The organism is Laedolimicola ammoniilytica (assembly GCF_025567165.1).
Taxonomy (GTDB): Bacteria; Bacillota; Clostridia; order Lachnospirales; family Lachnospiraceae; genus Laedolimicola; species Laedolimicola ammoniilytica.
Genome location: NZ_JAOQKC010000017.1, coordinates 36368 through 59219 on the forward strand (window position 1 = coordinate 36368; position 22852 = coordinate 59219).

At 48.0% G+C, this 22852-nt stretch carries 23 protein-coding genes and 1 pseudogene; 2 read left to right on the forward strand and 22 right to left on the reverse strand.

Annotated elements, in window-relative coordinates; translation table 11 throughout:
• Positions 1-26: 26 nt before the first annotated feature.
• The 22 genes and pseudogenes from OCV63_RS12265 to OCV63_RS12370 form a co-directional block, all read right to left on the reverse strand.
• The gene (locus OCV63_RS12265) at positions 27-2735 is read right to left on the reverse strand and encodes a DUF2142 domain-containing protein (RefSeq protein ID WP_158364277.1); all 2709 of its coding nucleotides are present in this window, start codon (positions 2733-2735) and stop codon (positions 27-29) included.
• The gene (locus tag OCV63_RS12270) at positions 2725-2988 is read right to left on the reverse strand and encodes an HPr family phosphocarrier protein (RefSeq protein ID WP_158364279.1); all 264 of its coding nucleotides are present in this window, start codon (positions 2986-2988) and stop codon (positions 2725-2727) included. Before OCV63_RS12270 ends, OCV63_RS12265 begins: the two co-directional genes overlap by 11 nt.
• A gap of 17 nt (positions 2989-3005) precedes the next feature.
• Positions 3006-4517 carry a CdaR family protein gene (locus OCV63_RS12275; protein ID WP_158364281.1) on the reverse strand — a complete coding sequence of 504 codons (1512 nt, stop codon included), beginning with the start codon at positions 4515-4517 and terminating at the stop codon, positions 3006-3008.
• The gene (cdaA, locus tag OCV63_RS12280; RefSeq protein ID WP_158364283.1) at positions 4495-5373 is read right to left on the reverse strand and encodes a diadenylate cyclase CdaA; all 879 of its coding nucleotides are present in this window, start codon (positions 5371-5373) and stop codon (positions 4495-4497) included. The genes OCV63_RS12275 and cdaA overlap by 23 nt, the downstream gene beginning before the upstream one ends.
• 30 nt (positions 5374-5403) lie before the next feature.
• Positions 5404-6375, reverse strand: a complete 972-nt coding sequence (locus OCV63_RS12285; RefSeq protein ID WP_158364285.1) for a hypothetical protein — start codon at positions 6373-6375, stop codon at positions 5404-5406.
• Positions 6353-6796 carry a hypothetical protein gene (locus OCV63_RS12290; protein WP_262670849.1) on the reverse strand — a complete coding sequence of 148 codons (444 nt, stop codon included), beginning with the start codon at positions 6794-6796 and terminating at the stop codon, positions 6353-6355. The genes OCV63_RS12285 and OCV63_RS12290 overlap by 23 nt, the downstream gene beginning before the upstream one ends.
• Before the next feature lie 46 nt (positions 6797-6842).
• Positions 6843-7418 (reverse strand): ComF family protein, encoded by a 576-nt coding sequence (locus OCV63_RS12295; protein WP_262670851.1) that lies wholly within the window; start codon positions 7416-7418, stop codon positions 6843-6845.
• A 3-nt stretch (positions 7419-7421) separates the two neighbouring features.
• A pseudogene (locus OCV63_RS17645) lies at positions 7422-7526 on the reverse strand (double zinc ribbon domain-containing protein); the annotation flags it as partial.
• Positions 7498-9780 (reverse strand): SF1B family DNA helicase RecD2, encoded by a 2283-nt coding sequence (gene recD2, locus OCV63_RS12305; protein WP_158364291.1) that lies wholly within the window; start codon positions 9778-9780, stop codon positions 7498-7500. The gene recD2 and the pseudogene OCV63_RS17645, both read right to left, overlap by 29 nt.
• 87 nt (positions 9781-9867) lie before the next feature.
• Positions 9868-10860 (reverse strand): rod shape-determining protein, encoded by a 993-nt coding sequence (gene mreB, locus OCV63_RS12310; protein ID WP_158364293.1) that lies wholly within the window; start codon positions 10858-10860, stop codon positions 9868-9870.
• Positions 10861-11045: 185 nt separating this feature from the next.
• The gene (locus tag OCV63_RS12315; RefSeq protein WP_158364295.1) at positions 11046-12032 is read right to left on the reverse strand and encodes a lipoate--protein ligase; all 987 of its coding nucleotides are present in this window, start codon (positions 12030-12032) and stop codon (positions 11046-11048) included.
• A gap of 256 nt (positions 12033-12288) precedes the next feature.
• The gene (locus OCV63_RS12320) at positions 12289-13482 is read right to left on the reverse strand and encodes a site-specific integrase (protein WP_022398882.1); all 1194 of its coding nucleotides are present in this window, start codon (positions 13480-13482) and stop codon (positions 12289-12291) included.
• Positions 13483-13561: 79 nt separating this feature from the next.
• A complete protein-coding gene (locus OCV63_RS12325) occupies positions 13562-13765 on the reverse strand; it encodes an excisionase (protein WP_009905235.1) in 204 nt (67 codons plus the stop codon).
• Between the two features lie 432 nt (positions 13766-14197).
• Positions 14198-14458 (reverse strand): helix-turn-helix domain-containing protein, encoded by a 261-nt coding sequence (locus tag OCV63_RS12330; RefSeq protein ID WP_005933821.1) that lies wholly within the window; start codon positions 14456-14458, stop codon positions 14198-14200.
• Complete coding sequence (locus OCV63_RS12335) at positions 14439-14879, reverse strand: RNA polymerase sigma factor (RefSeq protein WP_021421424.1); 441 nt, start codon at positions 14877-14879, stop codon at positions 14439-14441. Before OCV63_RS12335 ends, OCV63_RS12330 begins: the two co-directional genes overlap by 20 nt.
• 463 nt (positions 14880-15342) lie before the next feature.
• On the reverse strand, positions 15343-16080 hold the full coding sequence (locus tag OCV63_RS12340) for an ABC transporter permease (RefSeq protein ID WP_005933814.1): 738 nt from the start codon (positions 16078-16080) through the stop codon (positions 15343-15345).
• 8 nt (positions 16081-16088) lie between these two features.
• Positions 16089-16820: an ABC transporter permease gene (locus tag OCV63_RS12345; RefSeq protein ID WP_021421426.1), complete on the reverse strand. Its 732-nt coding sequence runs from the start codon at positions 16818-16820 to the stop codon at positions 16089-16091.
• Complete coding sequence (locus OCV63_RS12350; RefSeq protein WP_021421427.1) at positions 16813-17736, reverse strand: ABC transporter ATP-binding protein; 924 nt, start codon at positions 17734-17736, stop codon at positions 16813-16815. Before OCV63_RS12350 ends, OCV63_RS12345 begins: the two co-directional genes overlap by 8 nt.
• A gap of 15 nt (positions 17737-17751) precedes the next feature.
• Positions 17752-18519, reverse strand: a complete 768-nt coding sequence (locus OCV63_RS12355; protein ID WP_021421428.1) for an ABC transporter permease — start codon at positions 18517-18519, stop codon at positions 17752-17754.
• Between the two features lie 105 nt (positions 18520-18624).
• Complete coding sequence (locus tag OCV63_RS12360; RefSeq protein ID WP_025578755.1) at positions 18625-19548, reverse strand: sensor histidine kinase; 924 nt, start codon at positions 19546-19548, stop codon at positions 18625-18627.
• A 1-nt stretch (position 19549) separates the two neighbouring features.
• A complete protein-coding gene (locus OCV63_RS12365) occupies positions 19550-20248 on the reverse strand; it encodes a response regulator transcription factor (protein ID WP_005933804.1) in 699 nt (232 codons plus the stop codon).
• On the reverse strand, positions 20241-20429 hold the full coding sequence (locus tag OCV63_RS12370) for a helix-turn-helix domain-containing protein (protein WP_025578756.1): 189 nt from the start codon (positions 20427-20429) through the stop codon (positions 20241-20243). Before OCV63_RS12370 ends, OCV63_RS12365 begins: the two co-directional genes overlap by 8 nt.
• A gap of 160 nt (positions 20430-20589) precedes the next feature.
• Between OCV63_RS12370 and OCV63_RS12375 the strand changes: the two genes are divergently transcribed.
• Positions 20590-20943, forward strand: a complete 354-nt coding sequence (locus OCV63_RS12375) for a helix-turn-helix domain-containing protein (protein ID WP_005933802.1) — start codon at positions 20590-20592, stop codon at positions 20941-20943.
• 264 nt (positions 20944-21207) lie between these two features.
• Positions 21208-22848 carry a relaxase/mobilization nuclease domain-containing protein gene (locus OCV63_RS12380; RefSeq protein ID WP_262670850.1) on the forward strand — a complete coding sequence of 547 codons (1641 nt, stop codon included), beginning with the start codon at positions 21208-21210 and terminating at the stop codon, positions 22846-22848.
• Positions 22849-22852: the final 4 nt, after the last annotated feature.

Genomic DNA, 22852 nt, shown 5'->3' on the forward strand with positions numbered 1-22852 from the left:
TATTCTCCAGAGCGCTGTGCTGTTTCCTACAGAATCAACACCGCTTTAATCAGGTAGATGACCGTCAGAAGCTGTCCCACCAGGCCCGCGTACATCAGGCCCTTTTTCGCAGAACCCTTCCAGGTCAGGCGGCCGTTCCGAAGCAACAGCATCAGGGCCGGCATAAAGGGGATGAAATAACGTCCCTGCACGCCCTCGATGGAAATGTGATCCCGGGGCGTCCAGGTCAGCAGCATGCCCGCCAGAATCACGCCCGCGCAGGCCGCGCAGACCAAAGCAATCCACCATTTCTGGCCGATCCGCACATACTGGGGCTCGTCCTTCTGCCGCATGGCCGACAGCACCAGCAGCAGCCAGAACAGCATGGGAATCACTTCCGATATCTCAATTTCCACCCAGCCCATCTTCTGTCCCACCAGGGACATCAGGTAAAAGGAGATCTTATCCGCCACGGTATTGGCCATCACACGAATCAGCTCCAGCGGCTGGGACAGGAAATAGCCCAGCGTGTAAGCGGAGGTCGTGGAAGAACCCACGGTGGCCGTGGCCTCTGTGGTGGTCGCGATGTAATTGACCGCCACGGCGTTCTTATTCAGGAACGCCAGCACCGGCAGCAGACACAGGCACAGGATACAGAAGCCCCGCTTTCCTCTTCCGCCGAACTGCTTCGCCGGGATCAGAAGGGCCAGCAGCGCCAGCGGCAGATAGACGCCGCTCTTTCCGTAGATCATCACGATGCTTAAGATACCCATCACCAGGATTTCTCCCGGCTTCGCCGGTTCTTCCCGGTAAGCCAGCGCGATGCAATAGCAGATAAACAGGAAAATCACGCCTGTAATCACCGCGTCATAGGAGAAGGAGGTACACTGCTGCAGATTCATGGGCAGAATCGCCAGCAGGAACAGGGTAATCTTTCCGAAGGGCAGCTTCTTCATGCCGAAATACGTCATCAGGGCAAAGAACAGAAGGCTGCACCACCGGGCCAACAGCAGCATCGGCACCGTTCCCAGATGCAAAAGCCGCGCCAGGCTCATGCCCAGGATGGCCGGCAGATACACCACCATCGGCGCGTCCGTCACAGAGGTGGCGTCCGCCTCCACCAGACGGTCGTCCTGCACCATCGTAAACAGGCCGTCATAGATATTCTTATAATTTTCCAGACTAGGCTCGGATGTGAAGGTCAGCTCCGCGTCGTCCGCCCGCTTATAGCACTTGTTTTCTCCGGCGGATTCAATCCCCAGAAGGGTATTGGACTGTCGGTAGGTCATGTCGATATGATAAGACTCGTCCGGCGTCATATAGGGCGTAATCAGGAAATTATACAGCACGCCCAGGCAGAGAATCGTGAAGAGAAAGACCCGCTCGATTCTCGTCTTCCGGATAAAGACCAGATAATAAAAGCCTGCGCACATGATTTCCGCAAAAAGGAACATGCCAAAGAAATATTTCTTCAGGAACAGGTTAAAATAGGTGTGCGCGTTCATGCTGAGGCGTCTCGTACTTTCCACGCCGTTCACGTACAGCGCATTGTCCTCATAATAGCCCTCCGGCGTCACAATCACGGACAGGCCGGAATCCAGAAGCTCTTCTGAGAAATGCAGCTTCACCTCATAGGTGTGTCCCTTACTATCCGTCTGGGACTTGTCGAAAATCAGGCCCATATACTGGCCGTCCAGCAGCCCTGCCCCATTGATATCCGCCGCGCAGAGCAGCGTTCCCCGGGTCGATAAGTCGGCGTCCTCGCCGGACGCGGCCGCCTCTGTCACATCGTAGACCTCCGCGTGAATCGTACCCTCACCTGTGAAATCCACGCCCAGATCCATCCGGACGCCGAGACCCACCAGCTGGTTCTCCTCTGTAGTGTAATACTGGGTCAGATCCTGCGTATCAGCAGTCACGGGCAGCAGCTCATGGTTGTCCTTCATGACCACTTCCCGGTGGGTGCTGTTCATGGCTTTCCGGATCTGTACGTCGTACACGTATAGGAACAGAAGCGCCGTGATAAAGAGCAGCAGCCCGAGCCCCAGAAGCTTCTGATATCGCCGGAAGAATCTCTTTGCGGTCTCCGAAAGCTTCGCCAGCTTCTCCCTGCGGGCCGAAGCCCGTTGTCCGGTCTCTTCCTTCTCTGTCCCGCCTGCCACCAGGAAAAACATGGCTCCCAGCAGCGCCAGCATCAGCGTGGTCAGAAACGGCTTTTTCACATAATGTACCTGAGTCCGGTATACCGCGTTGAAAATCAGATTCTTCTCCAGCGCCTGTCCGTCCTCGTAGGAGGTTCCCGCCGTCTCCGTCTCTGTGTTGAGCCAGATATAGGGACCTTCCTCTATATTTTTTCCGGTAATCACCACCGTAATCGCCTGATTCACCGGCTCATTTTCAAAATCCACACCCCAGAAGCCCTCGGCTCCCAGATCCTTCAGATCATAGACCGCGTCCGCCAGCAGTTCCTGCGTATCGGAATCATAGGCCGCGATCTCAATCTCGCCACGGGTCAGCACCCCGCCGTCTGCCGTAAAATAAAAAGAAAGCTGGCTTAACGCCTGGGCATCCGTCAGGTATTCAAATCTCAGCTCTGTCTTATCTGTAATTGCTTCCGTCTTCAGTTTCAGGGAAGGCTTTCCAATTCCTTCCAGTCCCCTCGATTCCAGTCTGTCATGGGGCATAAGGACAGACACGGCAAAATAGAGTATGCAGAGTACTGCATACCCTACTGCCCATTTTCTCCTATTCTCCAAGTCCACTCTCCACAGCCTCTACCATTGCGGTCAGAGCTTCTTTTTCGTCCGCGCCCTCGCAGTGAAACTCGATCTCATCGCCGGATTTCACGCAGGCTCCCAGTACGCTTAAGACACTCTTCGCGTTGGCCGTCGTGTGACCGAAGGTGAAGGTCACTGCCGAGCGGAACTGCATTGCTGTCTTGCAGAGGATGCCTGCCGGACGTAAATGTAATCCTGTCGGATTGGTGATCGTTACTTTTTGACTTACCATGCTGTCTGCCTCCCGTTCTACTCTGTTTTGGTGTCGCTTTTTTTATTCTCTCCCACTGTGTCCCCGGCTGTACTGCTGCTGCCTGAGGACTCTGCGGTGTTGTTACCTGTGGTATTGCTGCCGGTACTGTCGCTGCCGCTTCCCGTGCCGGTCGTACCGGTTCCGGTGCTGCTATTGCTGTTCCCGGCCGTGCTGCTTCCGGAGCTGCCCGTGGTACTGCCGCTGCTATCCGTACTGTCGGAGCTGCCCGTGTTCTTATCTTTCTCCGAAGATGTGCTGCCGGCTTTCACCAGCTCAAAAGCCACCTCCGTCTCCTGCACCAGACTGTATGTACTGTCCGGAAACGTCACGCTCAAAGCCGCCGTATAGCTTCCGGCTTTGGAATATTCTTCCAGGTTCAGAGACAGGGCCACATCGTCCGCCTTCAGGCTTTCCAGCTCCGCCACGGGAGCGCTGACGGAGATCTCCACGGTCTCTGTGTCACCGAAGTCCACCTCATAGCCTTTGGGCACATTCTGCACGCCGATCCTGCCCACCGGAATCTCCAGGGTCTTCTCCTGGTTCTTCTCAATCTCCACGCTGACGGCCACAGTCGCATCTGCCTCGTCCGCCAGCCGGATGCCATCCGGCAGATACTGGGTAATATCCAGGGTCTGCTGCGTGCTCTCCGTCAGGCCGTCGATATTCAGGGCTTCATCCGGAATTGCAATGGCTGTTACCTGGCTGATCTTTTCCGAAGATCCCGCTATCTTCACCGTCTCCGGCTTGTAGGAAATGGTTCCCAGGTTGTAGCCGTCCGCCGGTGTGCCCGTATGTCCGATGGTCAGGGACACGGTTTTGGTACGGAGCATGGTGATGGTCACATCCATGCCGTCCGTCTTTCCGGTGTATTCCAGATAGGTGGTATCCACTGCCTCGCCGTCGCTGTTCAGCACGTTCAGCTTGCCGTGGATCGTCCGGTCGGAGTTGACGCCGGTGGTCTTGATCTCCACCTCCACCCGCTTGATCTTCGCAATCACAGAAGCCGGGCCGTTGATCTGAATCAGGCTCTGTTCCGGAAGGGCTGCGCCGATCATGTAGCCGTCCGCCACCTTGCCGTTCTGCTTCACCACCACGTTAAACTGCTCGGATGCCGCGTCTTCCACGCTGATTACCACATTTTCGCGGCTCATATTGATATCCGCAGTCCGGATATTCTTATTGCTGCAGCTGACCTCGATACCTACCAGGTCGTTGTACTTGATACTCTTCTGCATATCGGCTGTCGCCGTGAAATCTTCGATATTCAGATCCCGGAGAATGGATTTCTTTCCCCAGACCCGCAGGCTGATGACGTCGCTTCCATCCTCGATCTTATATACCTTTCCCTGATCGGTAACTACATTTTCATTGAGCATGGTGACCTGAACCGGTGAAAAATCCCTGTATGTATAGGGATCGTCAATATTCATGACAACCAGCCAGAGCATAATGGCCGCAACCACGGAAAGGAGCTTGAGCGTCAGGTTATTTGTCAGCATTTTCTTCATGCTTTTTCACCCGTCCTTTCCATAATCTGAATCTGCCCGTATCCTGGGCCTTATCCTGTGCTGCCACCAGCTGGGCCCGGAGATCGTCCTGAGTCAGATTGCGCTTGATATCGCCTTCCATGGCCACTGACACGGCTCCGGTCTCCTCAGACACCACGATGGTCAGGGAATCGGTCACCTCGCTGATTCCCACAGCCGCCCGGTGCCGGGTTCCCAGCTCCTTGCTCAGGAACAGGTTGTCGGACAGCGGCAGATAGCAGGTAGCCGACACGATCCGGTCGCCGCGGATAATCACCGCGCCGTCATGCAGCGGCGTATTTTTTTCAAAGATATTAATCAGAAGCTGACTGGTAATCACAGAATCCAGCGTAATGCCGGTCCGCTCATACTCGTTCAGCGGCGTCTTCTTCTCTATGACAATCAATGCGCCGGTCTTTACCTTGGCCATCTCAAAGACTGCTTTTACCAGCTCATTGACCGTCTTGTCACTGAATCTGGCCTCCGTCTCCTTCGAACTGTCGAAGTTGAACACCGAGCTGATGATATTCTGGCGTCCCAGCTGCTCCAGCGCCTTTCGAAGCTCTGGCTGGAATACGATCACCAGAGCGGTAATTCCCAGGCTGAAGATGTTCTTACCCAGCCACAGGATCGTATTCAGGCGGAAAGCCCAGGCCACGAAGATGAAAACCAGAAGCACTGCAAAGCCCTTCAGAAGCACCCAGGCCCTGGTCTTCTTGATCCACACCATGATTTCATACAGCAGAAAAGACAGTATAATCACATCCAGCAGATCATTCCAGTGGATGGTATTAAAGGATACATATTGATTGATGAAGTTCCAGATTGAACTGTGCACGTTTTCACATCCTCTCTGCCGCGGCGTAGCTTACCGTCTCGGCGAACTGCTTTTCTTTCTTCCGGAAGAAGTCTTCTTGTGTGTATTGATCTTTTTCACTTTCTTCTCCGAAACGGTGATGCTGATCTTCGGCACCGCCTTTACATAATAATAATACTCGTCATCTTCAAACTGTACATATTCCGTCCTGGTGTAATCCAGGCTGAATACCACAAGCTGCAGGATAAATGCCAGCACCGCGGATACCAGGCTGCCGACAATCACCGCAATCAGTCTGGGAGAAATTCCCAGTACCAGGCTGCCGGCCAGAAGCACGATCACATCTGTCACAGCTCCGGCCACGATGGCAATGGTCCACGCGTGATCCACCGACATCCGGCGAATCATATAGACCACCACGATGGTCAGTGCAAAAGCCACCACGGTCAGAAGCATTTCCTTATTATTCAGTACATTATCCAGAAGATAGGTAATCTTCTCAGTCACAGTTCCGTTCTGGGTACCGCCCAGCATAGCTGTGTTCATGCCCAGATAGTGGAGCAGGAAGTAGACCACCGTGCCACAGGCCACCGGCACTGCCGCCGTGGGCGTCGCTGTCAGTCCCATGGCCAGCGGTACGACGTAGGGAATCTTCACCACAAAGGCAATGGGCGTCAGAAGCAGCAGATAGCCGTACTTGGGCGCTGTCCGGAAGAACAGCAGAAACATCACCGCGAATACCACGAAGGTGATGGCAAACACTTCGATGGAAAGGGCATAGGTGTGAAGCAGAATCAGAATCGCTCCGAACACCGCCGTCACATTGACCGGCAGGAAGGAACACAGAAGCGCCAGCACCAGGGAAATGCCCGGATTATCCAGCTTCTTCATAAAGCCCACATGACTGTTGATCAACAGAAAGGCCACCAGCGCCAGTATGAACTTCAACACCGGATAAAGATAGATATCATATTTGCTCAGAAATAATTTCGCTTTTTCTCTAATTTCCAGTAAGGTTTTCATGTCTTTCCGCTCCTTCTGCCGTAGTTCCGCCGCCTTCGGACTGGTAGATGTCCGATATCCGCTTCAGGATATGATTGTAGGCCGCCAGCTTTTTCCGGTTTTCCTGATACCGGTTATGATATGTCAGATATTGGATAATCAGATATACCCCCAGAAGGCTCAGATACAGCAGCGCAAGGCCTTTTCCCATCGCAGCCAGATCCATCTTATGAAGGTTCGTCATCAGATATTCCATTTTATAAAAGGCCCAGAGACTCACACACAGACAGAAAGCCACCGTGTAGGAGAACCACGCGCCTATCAGATGCAGACTGATATAGTCGCCCTTATAGAACCGGTTCATTTCCAGCGCTTTCTTTCCCTCGCCTGATTCGAAGGCTGCTGCTTTTGTCATAAGCCTGATTTTTTCTTCGTTTAGCATAAGTACCCCTTATTATTCAATTCGAATCTAACTCAGTATAGCATATTTAAAAGCCTCTTCCAATACATATGCTTAAAAAATACACTTTTTCGACCCCGGCCTCCCGGAGAACTGCTGCCGCCGCGTCCAGGGTGCTTCCGGTGGTGTAGATGTCGTCTATCAGCACCGCTCTCTTTAATTTTACCGCATTCCCACAGACTTGAAAAGCATTTTTCAGATTCTCCCGCCGCCCGGCGTCACTTAGATTTTTCTGGGGCTTCGTCTTTTTTACCCGCAGAAGCACCTCTTTTTCCACCGGGATTCCAAGCCGCTCCCCGATGCGGTCCGCCACCAGTGCCGCCTGGTTAAAGCCTCTTTTTCGCATCCGGCTTTTGTGAATCGGAACGGGAATCAGCGCGTCCGGCTGCCAGGAACGAAGGGTGCGCCCGAAGCGCCGCAGCAGCTCCTCCGCGTAGAAATCCGCGTATTCCCTGCGGTTATGATACTTGAAGCGGCTGATAGAAGCCCGCATAAGCTGATCGTAGACAAAGGCTGCCCGGCCCTTTTCGAATCCATGCTCCCGCCGCATGCAATCCGGACAATATTCCGTCTCTGTCTCTGAAAGCGGTTTCCCGCATTTCATGCAGACCGGCTCTTCTGCCGGGCGCGGGAGCATCCGGCAGTTTTCGCAGATCAATCGATCATATCGGCCTGTGAGTTCATCACAGATCGGACATCTGCGAGGATATATAAGATTTGATAGTTTCGCAAAGACCCGTGTAGCGCTTCTGTTCCGTACCATTTTCAATCATCGCCTGGAAGGTGGAGGCGCTGCCCACCAGAGTCACGCAGGATCTGGCCCGGGTCACCGCCGTATACAAAAGGTTTCGGTTCATCAGGGGGCGGGGGCCACTGAGCAATGGGATCACCACCGCCGGGTACTCGCTTCCCTGGGACTTATGTACGGTAATCGCGTAGGCCAGTTCCAGCTCGTCCAGCTGTTTGAACGGGTAGGAGGCCATACGCCCTTCATCAAATTCCACGGTAACTTCCTCCGCGAAGGTATTGATGGTACGGACGATTCCCATGTCGCCGTTGAATACGCCCACGCCCTTATCGATGGCAATGCCGTAGCGGTTGCGGACCTCCCACTCCAGCTGGTAATTGTTGCGGATCTGCATGACCTTGTCGCCCACCCGCAGAATCCCTTTTCCGGCGCCGCCGTCCTCCGCTTGGGTCACGTGGCCGAAGGGAATCTCCGTCTTGTCCTTATCCTCGGGATTCAGATAGCGCTGCAGCACCCGGTTCAGGTTTTCTACACCGAGAGCCCCTTTCCGCATGGGGGTCAATACCTGGATATCCGAAATCTCCGCGCCCACATAGCGGGGCATCTTCTCCTGTACCAGAGCCAGCACCACCCGCAAAATGATGTTCGGATCCTGTCTTTGCAGAAAGAAGAAATCCCGGCTCTTATTGTCCAGGGTCACCTGCTCACCCCGGTTGATCTTATGGGCGTTCACAATGATGTCGCTCTCCGCCGCCTGGCGGAAGATCTTGGTCAGCCGCACCACCGGAAAGGCCTCCGAGCGGATCATATCCTGCAGGATGCTGCCCGGCCCCACGCTGGGAAGCTGGTTCACATCGCCCACCAGAATCAGTCTGGTGCCCGGCACTACCGCCTTTAACAGCGCCTGCATCAGATGCAGATCCACCATGGACATCTCATCGATGATGATCACATCTGCCTCCAGGGGATTCTCCTCATTCCGGGCAAACATAGCCCGGCCCACGCCTGCGTTCTCCGGACCGCCGGACAGCTCCAGCATCCGGTGGATGGTCTGAGCCTGACAGCCTGTGGCCTCGGTCATCCGCTTGGCCGCCCGCCCGGTGGGAGCGGCCAGAAAAATATCCAGGTTCTCCGCCTCAAAATAATGAATCATGGCGTTGATGGTGGTGGTTTTTCCGGTACCGGGACCTCCGGTCAGGATCAGCAGGCCATTTTGCACTGCTGCCGCCACCGCTTCCCGCTGGTGTTCGTCCAGGGTGGTCTTCGTGGCTTTCTCGATCTTCGAAAGCCGCGTTTCAATCACCGCGTCGGTCTCATCCATGGACAGATTCAAGTGATACAGCATGGCCGCGATGCTGAGCTCCGCGTAATAATAAGAAGCCGCATAGACGAAGACCGTCTCCTGTCCCCGGCTGTCCGGCAGGGTCTTCTTTATGAGCTTCCGGTCAATGCTGAGGTCCGACACATGGCGCTCCACCGATTCCGGCGGCACGCCCAGAAGCTCCACTGTCCGATTTAACAGCATGGTCTCCGGAATACAGGTATGGCCCTCCGCCGAAGCGTTCAAAAGTGTATACAGGATGCCGCTTCGGATCCGAAAATCCGAGTCCTCCCGGATGCCGACCCGTTTCGCGATCTCATCCGCGGTCCGAAAGCCCACGCCCGCGATATCGTCTGCCAGTCGGTAGGGATTCTCCTTTATCATACGATAAATCTCCTGCCCATACTGCTGGTAAATCTTTACAGCTAAATTCATGGAGATGCCATACTCCTGCAAAAAAACCATGGCGTCCCGGAGATCCCGTTTTTCCTCCATCTGTTCGGCGATCTCCCGGGCCTTCCGCTCACTGATGCCCTTGACCTCCGCCAGACGCTCCGGCTCACGCTCCATGATTTCAAAGGTTTTCGCCCCAAACCTTCGGACAATCCGGGCCGCCAGCGCAGCGCCGACGCCCTTCACCGCTCCGCTGGCCAGATAGCGCTCCATGGCCAGGGCGTCCTTTGGCGTCTTCACCTCGAAGCGCTCCGACTTGAACTGCTGGCCGTACATGGGATGCTCCGTATAATCGCCCTCCAGCTCCACCAGCTCACCCTCACTGATATAGGAAAAGATTCCGACGACTGTGATTTCATCCTCGTCGGATACCAGATTCAGAACCGAATATCCATTTTCCGCGTTTCTGTAGATGATGTGCTCTACATACCCCTCAAGCTTCATAATTCTCCTTCGTATGAAGATATATTTCTATAAAAATGGGCATGACAGATAAAGCTCCGTCATGCCCCTCATTTGTAAAAATAAGATTTACTCGTCCCGGTTGCCGGCCATGAACTCTACGAATTTACCGGTTCCGATAGCGACACACTTCATGGCGTCCTCAGCCGTCATGGTATTGATGCCGGTCTTCTCCTCCAGCAGCTCCTCCAGTCCGCGAAGCAGGGCTCCGCCTCCGGTCAGTACGATTCCTCTGTCCGCGATATCTGCTGCCAGCTCGGGCGGAGTCTTCTCCAGCACACTGTGGACAGCCTCTACGATCTGCATGGTAGACTCACGAAGCGCCTCCTCGCAGTCCTCAGAGGTCACCTCTACAGACTTCGGCAGACCTGTCACCAGGTTCCGTCCGCGAACGCTCATGCGATCCACTTCAGCCCGGGGATAGCAGGTACCTACCTTAATCTTGATATCCTCTGCAGTGCGCTCACCGATCAGAAGATTGTGCTTTTTCCGCATGTAACGGACGATGGCCTCGTCGAAATCGTCTCCCGCGATCTTCACGGAAGTGCTGACTACCGCGCCGCCCAGGGAGATAACAGCGATGTCGCTGGTACCGCCTCCGATGTCTACGATCATATTGCCGCAGGGACGGGAAATATCAATGCCGGCTCCGATGGCTGCCGCAATGGGCTCCTCGATGATCAGAACCTCGCGGGCGCCTGCCTGATAGGTAGCGTCCTCTACTGCCTTCTTCTCTACCTCGGTCACGCCGCTGGGTACGCACACTGCGATACGCGGTCTGCGGAAAGAACGCTTGCCTGTAGCCTTCTGGATGAAGTACTTCAGCATCTTCTCTGTTACGGTATAGTCGGAGATAACGCCCTGACGCAGCGGACGTACCGCTACGATGTTGCCGGGGGTTCTTCCCAGCATCAGTCTGGCTTCCTCTCCAATCGCGCGAATCTTATTGGTATCGCGGTCAAAGGCTACTACGGACGGCTCTTTTAAAACGACGCCCTTTCCATTTATATATACAAGGATACTGGCTGTACCCAGGTCAATTCCGATATCTGTTCCTGCCATTTTTCAAATTCCCCTTTCTCACCGAATCTTTCCGGATCCAATTTCTTCTATACTATCAGTCTTACACATTTATAAGCAGTTATTCATGCTTCCTGTAAAGCACCTATTTGCGTAACTTATATTATATACAAGAAATTCCAAAAAGGAAAGCATTTTTTTTCGTCTATGGGAAATTTAAGCATTTCTTAAGAACAATGAGCCAGCCACTGGCACACTTCTGTCACTTTTTCCCTCTGCTCCGGAGTAAAATCCGCAGCATCCCGCTCCACATCCAGATCCTCCATGTCGTAACGGCGGCCCAGAAGCAGCTTTTCCAGCTTTGCCGGGAATTCCACGTCCAGCATATCCGAATAGATTTTGATCTCCTCGATATGCATATTTTTCAGGCGCAGCCACACCTCCAGCTCGCCCCAGTCGAAGCGCTTGCTGTAAGAGGTCTCACACTCGGGGGATTTTCCGAATTTCCAGTCCCAGGAGGAATAAAGGTTGTACGTCTCCTGCACTTCCCCATTTTCGAAAATAGCCGGATCCAGCTCCACGAAATCACCATAGGCCTCCGCAAAGCTTTCCTTCAGGGCTGCCCGCAGCGCGTCTGTGGTAATCTCCGGGTTCAGATCCTTCAGGTTGCAGACCCGGGACTGTACGGATTTGACGCCCTTCGCCTTCATTTTTTCCTTGGACGGAGTCAGATATCTGCCCAGCTGGCTTACATCCACATTCACCATCAGGGTTCCATGCTGGATATTGCAATGGGAATTCTTGGAAAACGCGTTTCCGGAGAACTTGAAGCCGTCCTGGGTAATGATGTCGTTGCGGCCGGAAAACTGTGTCTCGATGCCGAATTTTCGGCAGGCGGACTGGATGACCTTCAGCTGCTTCTCCAGATCGTAACGCTCCGGGGCGGCCAGGAAGGTAAAGTTCAGGTTGCCCAGATCGTGGTAAACGGCTCCGCCGCCGGTGGTGCGTCTGGCCAGGAAGCCACCCTCCTCCTCCAGAAGCTGGGCCTTGCATTCCCGAATCGCGTTCTGATTCCGTCCGATGACTACCGTATGGTCGTTCTGCCAGAGATAGAGCACCACGTCGCCGGGCTCGATTTTGTCTGCCAGATACTTCTCCACGGCCAGATTTCTCCAGGGATTCCAGGTGTAGGTCTGTACAAAATAATGATTCATTTGTGTCTCCTCCTTATTGTCTCTTATGATACCATCATTTTTTGAAATTTTTCTTTCTATTTTGTTTCACTTTTCTTATAAATCACAAAGTAATTTTTGACTATCTTTTCAAAAGTTCTTATATGCCGGTATAGCCTATTGTTACAGGCTTTTCCGGCATTTTTTGTTATGGAAGATATTCTCAAATCTTCTTATATCCCCGTATGTTTTGGTGTTCAAAAGTAGTATGTGGAGTAGTAAATTCTCCGTTTACTACTTATGCAATCAGCCGCTTCATTTCTGTTATCGACGTTTCGGAAGTCGTATGCGCGTAATAGTTCAGCGTCATATTGATGTTGGAATGTCCCATGATGTACTGCAATGCCTTTGGGTTCATTCCTGCATTTGCTAACGTGGTGCAGAATGTGTGGCGTAAGGTGTGCGGTGTCATTACCTTTGGCAATGCTACCTTTTGCGTTTTTGTGTATTTCCTTACAAGCCCCCGGAACATACTTTCATAGTTGACTGCCACTTTTGGCAAGCCGTTCCGGTTAAGAAACAGAAACTTTGTGTAGCCCTCTAAAATAACAGGCTGTGCATATTTCCGTTTGTTCAGCACCCGTTGAAATGCTTCCAACACTTTTTCACTCATAGGAATAACCCGATTGCCGCTTTTCGTCTTAGGCGTTTCCACATAGTAACCCACGTCTGCAATCTTCAAAAGTTGGTGGTCTACATTGATAAGCTGTTTGTCTAAGTCAATGTCAGCTTCCGTCAGTCCGCAGAGTTCCGAAATGCGAAGCCCTGTCCCTAACAGTATGATAATCTCGTCGTAGTATTTCTGATAGACTTTATCATGCTGCACAAAGGACAGAAAAGCCGCTTCCTGCGTAGGGGATAGAGGTTCCTTTGGTTCCGTATCATCTTCAAGGACTGTGTTCAACTGGAAGTCAAATGGATTTTTACGAATACAATCGTCCTGTATGGCTGTGTAAAAAGCAGCCTTTAAGGAACGCTTGTGGTTGTTGATAGTCTTGAAGCCGTAACCTTTTTCTTTCATGCGTAATGCCCATTCCTTTGCGTCGGAGAGCTTCACATTTTCAATCCGGCAGGCTCCAAGTTTATCCTCCTGCAAAATCCGCATGAGCTGTTTTCGCCCCTGCTTTGTACCATGCCGCACATTTGCCCGGTGGCGTATCTGCTTTGCGTAGAGTTGGCAGACCGTCATTTTCTTTCCGATATGGTCGATACCGTCGTCAAGGTCTTTTTGGATTTCTTTCTCTTTTTCCCTCAACGCTATATCGTCGCGTTTTCCTGCCGGGGTTTTGTCCGTAGGTACTAACTTCCAAGAATACACAAACTGCGGTTTTCCAAAGGTATCTATATATTTGTAGGCATATCTCCCGTCTTTTCTCTGGCTCTCTCCGGTGCGGAGAATACGATTTTTATTATCCCGTCTTTTTTCCGACATCGTTATGCTCCTTTCCATAATGGAAAGAGCCTTGATATGCTTGACTACATTGTACCACATTCAAGGCTCGATTTCACTATCAGATTGCGTCCACCGTATCAATCATTTTTTCAAACTGCTTACGCTTAATCTGAATACGGTTTCCGTTCATCATTACCCAGTCCGGGACGGGATTTTCTTCTGCCAGTTTCCGCAGCTTGCTTTCTCCGATACGGAAATATTTTGCGGCTTCTTCTATGGTAAGAGTGTACTTTTCCCAAATCGGCACGTCGTTATTGTTCAATTTGTCGTCCCCCTTTCTAAATGGGTCAAAAGTCAATTTGTAACATAGGCTTTAATCGGACGGCTATTAGCGTAACCTCATGGGACTTGCACCCCTCCGGCGGTCTGCCGAAGCCCTACCCATTGCCTGCGACGCTTCTAACGCTCGGACTATGGCTGTAAGGAAGTATCATTATGTATTCTGTGCGTTATCGCCCGCAAGTTGCTACACTTGCTTTGCAGCGGTGGTGTTGTTCGCTCGCTTTTCCCGTAGGAGAAAGGTCATGGCGCACCCGCCGTATGGCTCGGCACAAAAGGAACGTATCCGATTTGCCTTATGCTGCGTCGCCGTTCTATTGCGCCGCTTTCTTTGTCAAGGTTCAAAATGGCTGTGTTGCCGCATTAGCAGCGGAACGGAAAAGGGGGAGTAAAGACGTTCCACCGCCGATTGCGGTTATTTCTCTGTTCTAAAATTGAGGACAGCCATCATCAGTTTGGCTTGCAGCCGTTCCCGAATGTCGTTGTCTATACCAAAATAAACATTTCCACGCTCGTCATATAACTTTCGCATGGATAAACGGGCTATATAACCGCTGAAATGCTGCAAGACCATTTTCATAGCGTCCGGGTCGCCCTTTGTCGCTGCCACAATGACAGGATAAGGAACAAGGGCATTTTCCGGGTAGCCAGGTTGATTACCATTCGTCCCATTCATCAGCATTTTCCTCCAAATATTTTCTTAATTGTTCAAAAGAGCTTGTCCGCCTGTACTGTATTGTGCTTCTCGGTGTATTGAGCAACTCTGCAATTTCTGTATCGCTCATTCCCTCGAAATAATACAGCAATATGGCTTTGCGCTTTTCTTCCGGCAAAGTACGGATTGCTTCAAGAAGCAGCTTCGGCGTGATTTTCTTTCCGGCTTTTTCAAAGACGGTTTCAGCAGTTTCCCGTTTGAAATATTCATCAAAGGTATGTAGCTGTCGCGCTTCATCTAAGGTCATGTCGGAAAAGGTTACTTCCTTTGCCTTATGTGTACGAAGCTCTCTATGAGCGTCGCACGCTTCATTGTGCAATACCGCATTGCAATACTTCTGAAAAGAACATTGCTTATAAAACTCCCTGCTATTAGGTTCCACATTCTCACCTCCTTTCTCGTTGAAAGTTGGTGGTGCTTCCCCCTTTTCGCGGGGTAATACGGAGCTTTGAAAAAATGCCAAATATTTTCGGAAATTTTTTCAAAAATTTTTTTAAGCATACAAAATGCGCCCGTCCGCAAAAAAACGCGGACAGGCGCATAGGAATAATAAAAAGTATTTAGATGATTTAATAGTTCATATCTAAGGGTAGGAATATCCCCGGTGGCGGTCGGGCTTTTTTTGATAAATCAAAGAATGTAAGAATTTGTTGATGTGGTTTATAACTCATGGCGGCTACCTCCTAAAGCCGCCATGTCTACATGGTTAAGGGTCGTCGTACAGACAAAAAGAAACGGCGGCTCTGAAAATCAAAGCCGCCGAAATAGAATAGGCGCGTGAAAATATGGCTGCTCTGCGACGGCTTTTTTTCTTTGCCGTCGTCCGGCAGATGTTGGTTGTATCATTACTTATTTTTGATTGTTTTTTTAGATATTAAAATCAAGACAGAAAACAATCCACAAAAGAACAAACTCATAAGGCTAATAATGATTTCTCCAAAGGTGGCAGAATAATAGCCGGAAATATTGAATGTAGCAGTAATAGGATAGCAAGCCGAAAGAACATCGGATATACTTGTGAATAATCCTGCAAAAGAATAAATTACTGTAAAAATCAAAGCAAGCCAATAGCCTTTCTTTATTCTTGATACAACCGCAATAACAGGTGCAATAGCAAAGAAAATCCCAATGCCGTCAAGTAAATAGATTTTGAAAAAACTTAAAATCATTTTGATAGACAAGCCCCTAAAATGCAAAATAACTTCAACTAAAAATGTAATGCCGAAAAGCAGCAAATAAAAGAGTACGCTAAATGCAAAAGTAATAAGTAATTTTGCAATCGTCATTTTAGCTTCACTTATTGGAATTAAACGTAATGATTTAATAGTATCTTCTTGTTCCTCACGACAAATCATATAGCTTCCCAAAAGTGCAATAACCGCAGGAAGAACAAAAAAAGTTGCTAAAGACTGTGCTGCGTTCATAAACCACCCTGCGTCATCTATATAGCGTTTTTCCCCAAAAGAAAACTGCCCTTGAGTAAAAACAATAATTGCAACCATAATAACTGCGAATATGGCGACCAACACAATTTTTGAACGTCGGAGTTTTTGATGTTCTGCCCAAATCAATTCTTTCATCATTCAATCACTCACTTTCTATGCTTTAAGGAAATGTACGCAAATACGATAGAAACAATAGTCCATATACCGATACAAAAAAGTGCAGCCGGAATATTGACTTCCTGTGCCAAAATAACACCGGGAATATCTCGCATGATAATTGCTGTTGCACTGGATAGAGGGTGTAGGTACATATTAACCATAAGCAAAATAAAGCTAAGAAAGGTGTAAACCAGTGTCACACATACAGGGAGTATATAGTTCTTCCCGGCAGCTGCAACCGCTAAAAGTGGTAATATGGAAAATGCGGTAAGTATGGCGATTTCAATACATTTCTTAAATAGATAACTGATACTATTCCATTCAAAGGTTATATAACCGGGAAGCATACCGAAAAATACAGACGCTATGGCTGTAAGCAACATAAAACAAACGGAATAAGACAGTACAACAATAAATTTGCTAAAAAAATATCCTGTCTTGCTAATCGGTATAATCCACAACTGTTTGAGCATATCGTTTTGATTTTCGTCATACATGAGCATAGTAGAAACCAAACCCAATACAACAGGAAGTATAATCCAAGCTGTATAGCTGAATGTAGTCCACTTATAAAATTGTAATGGTTCAATAACTGTTTTATCAGCACTTCTGAAATAAAAAACTGCAAGAAGTGGCATGAAAAGAGCGGATAACAGCATTAACACAATAAATTTTTTTCGACGCAGTTTAAGAAACTCTGCCTGTATCAGCCTAAGCAATTCCTTCTCCTCCTGTGATTTTTTTGAAATAGTCCTCTAATGTATCATTGCATAGCTGAGAACTGATAACAGCTATATCCTGTACCACAAGAGCTTTATTGACAGCAGCCATATCCAACGAAGTGTCATAAATCCGCAGGGTGTGTTCGTCCTGTACGGAATATTCGGTAACCCCAAACTGCCTTTCCAAAACAAGAGAAGTTTTCGGTATATCAGAAACTTGCAGAAGTATATACTTACTGTTTTTCTTTTGTAGCTCATTCATGCTGTTTTCTTCCAGTAGTACACCATGGTCAATAATGCCGATGTCATCAGCCAGTAGTGCAATTTCGGACAGAATATGACTGGAAATGAGAATTGTTTTTCCGCGCTCGATACTTAAAGTCTTAATAAAGTCCCTTACTTCTGCAATGCCTATCGGGTCAAGACCGTTTGTGGGTTCATCTAAGATTAGCAGTTCAGGGTCATGTAAAATAGCATTTGCTATTCCAAGACGCTGCTTCATTCCAAGAGAATACTTGCTAAACAATTTTTTGTCCCGATAAGGCAGACCGACAATCTCCAAGGCGTTTTTTACTGCATTTGGCGCAGCAGTACCGCGCAGTTTTGCAAATATCTCCAAGTTTTCCGTACCTGTTAAATTCGGATAAAAGCCGGGTGTTTCAATAATAGCACCAATCCGGGGATATACTCTTTTTTCCCTCCCTTTGATATTTTGACCGAATACGTCTACTTCGCCGGAAGTAATATCGGTCAACCCCAAAATCATTTTCATAATTGTGGTTTTACCCGCCCCATTACGCCCCAACAGCCCATATATCTGTCCTTGTTTCACATGAATATTAACAGAATTGACTACCGTTTGCTCTCCATAAGTTTTTGTCAGTTGTTTTGTTTCAATTACATATTTATTCATCATATATCCTCACTTTCAATAGGTCTGTTTCCGCAATGCAAGTACGGAAACAATGGCTGAAATACTTCCAATTACCAAAAGAGAAATTAAACAGATATTCGGAGATATAGTTATTTCTATTCCTCCCGCCCATTTCTTAACCATTTCTGCTGCGTCAGATGAAATATAGGGATAAATTCCCATAACACTCGCCAGTGGGTGCAGTCCCATAATCCCCGACGGAATAAGCACGACAGGCACAAGATAAAGTAATGCAGCCCCAATCGGTAGAACATATCCCTTTGCCAATGTTGCTAAAAAAATAACGGGGAGCATTGCAAGTGGAACTAACACGCCACCGGCTAAAAATAATAATCCCGCCTGTAAAATTGTTTCCGTATTCAAATCTGTAAAGCCGCCTGCAAGAAAGCCGCCAAGAATACAGATTGCAAAAGTAAGCAGACATAGTGCTAATGACATAAAAATTACCACTGCTATCTTTGAAAAATAAAGTTGCGTTTTGGAAATCGGAATAATCAGAAGTCCTTTTAAGGTATCATTTTTCTGTTCATCAAAGAACAATGTGGTTGCAAACATACTCAACACAATAGGCAGAAACAAACTTGTAAGGTTCTTAAATGCCAATGTGTATAAATCACTAAAACTATTCATTAGTGAGCTACTTCTTGATATACTGAAAGCACGTTCAACTGCGAATATTCCTAAAATTGCAGTTAGAATAAAGATACCTAAGACTGTCTTATTGCGTTTCCATTTCAGCATTTCAGTAGAAATGATAGTCATTGTCTTTTCCTCCTTTCTACCTCCCATTATATAGTATCAACCTTGCCATAACCTTGCCGAAACCTTGCTTTTTTCTTGTTTTATAGCAGGAAAGCCCCGCATTATTTACAGGGCTTTGGGAAGCAATATAGTAAATACAGTCCCTTTATCAGAGCTGTTTTCAGCGGTAATGGTTCCTTTGTGAACACTGATAAGCTCTTTAGCAATCGCCAGTCCTAAACCATTTCCCTTTGCAGACCGCGACTGGTCGCACTGGTACATTCTTTCAAAAATATGTGGCAGCTTATCGGGAGCTATTCCTTTTCCATTATCTGAAATTATAATTTTAGCTTGTTGTATATCTTCACAAATATGCAGTGCCATTTTATCTCCCGCACTATGGATAATAATATTTTGAAAAAGATTGTTAAGTACGCGGGTATATGCGTTTACATCTATGTGAATAAAATACTCTGTTTCGGGTATGACAAACTCATATTCAAAATGATTGCTTTCTAAGACGGGAATCCAATCCGCTATAATGTTGCGGGATAACTCGTTAAGGTCAAATTTTTCAAAATGAAAAATCTGCTCTCCGGAATCCAGTTTTACCCATTCAAACAAATTTTCCACAAAGGATTTCATATAGTGGGCTTTTTCATGTGCGACATGGATATATTCGTCCTTTTCCTCTCCAATAACAATTTTGTTTTCAACCGCTTCCAGATAACCTACAAGAGAAGCAAGCGGGGTCTTTACATCATGTGAAAGACTTGTCATCAGCCGTTTATATGCCTGTTCAGATTGTCTTTGCCGTATAAGCTGCGCCTGACTGTTTACTGCTATTTTGTTAATGTCATAGCAAATTGTTTTTGTCATATCGTTTTCGCCTGCTAAAATACGTCGGTTCAAATTCCCGCCCTTTATATCATCTAAGGCGTCTTTTATCAGCGCAAGCTGTGTCCGCACACGCCGTAAGACAAAAAGGAGATACATAATAATAAGCAGCATAAGGGCTATCACTATGAAAAGATAAACATTTATATCCATGTTACGCCTCCTTGTTAAAACGGTAGCCGACACCCCGGACAGTTAAAATGTAAAAGGGGTGGTCGGGGTCTGGCTCAATCTTTTTCCTTAATTTGCTAATAAAAGACATAATATTGCTATCATCAAAAGCGTATTCTTCCTCCCATACCTGTGAATAAATTTGTTTTTTGGTAAATACTCGTCCTTTGTTGGAAGCAAGAAAGAGAAGTAAATCAAATTCTTTTCCTGTAAGCAAAACGGGAATATCTTTGACCGTAACTGTACGATTTAATTTGTCAATTACCATATCTTTCAACGATATGCTGTCTATGTCTGCCGTAAAGGGGTTTAAGGTGGTATATCGCCGGATAAGGGAATTGACACGCGCCAAAAGCTCGTTAATACCAAATGGCTTTGTCAAGTAGTCGTCTGCTCCCAGTCGCAGACCGAAAACCTTATCTTCTTCGCTGCTTTTTGCAGTAAGCATAAGCACCGGGATATTGCTTGTATCTCTAATTTTTTGGAGAATCTGAAACCCGTCTATATCCGGCAGCATTACGTCCAAAATAATAAGGGAATAGCTATCTTTATTTTCATCAATTAGACGAACCCCCTCAATACCGTTATATACAGTTACGGCTGATAATTTTTCCTGCTCTATGCACTTTTTCATAAGAGCGCAAAGCTCTTTATCATCATCTATAATCAAAACTTTATTCATGGTGCAGCTCCTTTCCTCGTTTTGTTCTCCCGTCAATCGGTTTTTCAGCGTCCTTTGGTATCAGCCACATATATCCAAGTTTTGAAACACCCGGTATGCGGTTTTCTCTGCAAAGTACCTGTACCCGCCTTTCAGAAATTCCCCATTTCTTCGCTGCTTCGGGGCAAGACATATATTCCATAACACCCAAGTCCTTTCTACAAATCATATCAGTATAATTATAGTCGGACATACGAATAATAGCAAGTATATAAATATGAATTATTATGGCTAATTAGTGGAACTGTATAGACATATCCAAGAAGAAAGGGGAACAGTAAAATGTAACTGGGTGAATAAATATGGCAAAAAGACCAGTAGAAAAATATGACTTCAAAGCCTTTGGAGAAGCGATAAAAGCTGCGCGGACAGGACGCAAGGAAAGCCGCAAACAGGTAAGTGATGAAATGTATATTTCCCCTCGCTACCTTGCGAATATTGAGAATAAAGGACAGCACCCCAGTCTGCAAATCTTTTTTGAGCTTATGCTCCGTTACAATATATCCGTAGACCAGTTTCTTTTAGATACGCCCGTCGGAAAAGATACAAAGCGGCGGCAGCTCGACGCTCTGCTTGATGATATGAGTGATAACGGCATACGGATTGTAACAGCAACCGCAAAGGAAATTTCAGAAGTCGAAAAAGAGGACAAATAGAAACGTCCGGCAAAATTGAATATGGATTTTCGGAAGCGTTGTAATCTTTTTTGAGATTGCAGCGTTTTTCTTTTGCATAAGTTCGGCAAAATGGTTTTTTCTCCGTAGAGGGAAATAAGGACATAAAAGATAAAAAACTTTCTTAGCAAGCATAGGAAAAGAGTACCCTTTTCCGTATTTTCGCCCTCCCGCCCTGCGGTGCGTCGGTTAAAAATTGCTTGTTGGGAAGTGTCCCAAACCCTCGGAATGGAAAGGAACGATTGCATGAACGGACGCAAAAGAAAAGTACAAATCAAATTCTATGTAACAGAGGAAGAACGGGCATTGATTGAACAGAAAATGAAGCTCGTCCCTACCCAAAATATGGCGGCGTATCTTCGCAAGATTGCCATTGACGGGTATATCATTCAGACAGACCATAGCGACATAAAAGCCATGACAGCGGAGATACAGAAAATCGGGGTCAACGTCAATCAGATTGCAAAGCGTGTCAATGCGACAGGCAGCGTCTACCAAGAGGACATAGAGGAAATAAAGGGGGGTGCTTGCGGAGATATGGCGGTTACAAAGATTAAGCCTATTAAAAGCACGTTGAGCAAAGCCCTTGATTATATCCAAAACCCGGATAAGACAGACGGGAAAACGCTTGTGTCCTCCTTTGGGTGCAGCTATGAAACGGCAGATATTGAGTTTGAATATACTTTGTCGCAGGCTCGGCAGAAAGGGAACAACTTAGCCTTTCATCTGATACAATCGTTTGAACCGGGAGAGGTGGACTGTGAGAAAGCCCACACAATCGGAAAACAGCTTGCCGACGCGGTAACAAAGGGACAGCATGAATACGTCTTGACTACCCACATAGACAAAGGGCATATCCATAACCATATCATTTTTTGTGCGGTCAACTTTGTTGACTACCATAAGTACAATTCCAATAAGCGCAGTTACTACGGCATACGGAACATAAGTGATAAGCTGTGCAGGGAAAACGGGCTGTCCGTTGTCATTCCGGGTAAAGGCAGTAAGGGAAAAAGCTATGCAGAATATCAAGCGGAAAAGACGGGAACAAGTTGGAAAGGCAAGCTAAAAATTGCCGTTGATACACTTATCCCCCAAGTAGCAAGTTTTGAAGAATTATTGCAGCGGTTACAGGCGGCGGGCTATGAGATAAAGCCGGGAAAATATATCTCCTGCCGCGCTCCCGGACAGGAACGCTTTACCCGCATAAAAACCCTCGGTGCAGATTATACAGAGGAAGCAATCAAAGAACGGATTGCAGGCAAGCACACAAAGGCAGCGAAAGCTCCCAAAGAGCAGCGCGGCGTATCGCTGCTTATCGACATTGAAAGTAGTATCAAGGCACAAGAGAGCCGGGGCTATGAACAGTGGGCGAAAATCCATAATCTGAAACTGGCTGCAAAAACTATGAATTTCTTGACAGAACACAAGATTGAGCAGTACGCGGATTTAGTCAGCCGGATTGAAGAAATAAATGCGGAAAATGAAAAGACAGCAGACGCATTAAAGAGCGTGGAGAAACGTCTTGCAGACATGGCGGTGCTGATGAAGCACGTTACCACCTACCAAAAAACAAAAACCGTCTATGAAGCATACCGCAGGGCAAAGGATAAGGACACATACCGGGCAAAGCAGGAAAGCAGTCTGATACTCCATGAAGCGGCGGCAAAGGCATTGAAAGCGGCGGGCGTTACCAAGCTCCCCAATCTTGCCGCCATGCAGGAAGAATACGGGAAGCTCCAAGCGCAGAAAGAAGCCCTTTACACTGATTATGGCAAGCTGAAAAAACAGGTCAAGGAATACGACGTTATCAAACAGAACATAGACAGTATTTTAAGACTGGAAAAAGAACCGGAACGGGGCAGGGAAACCGAACGCTTACAGTAGAAAT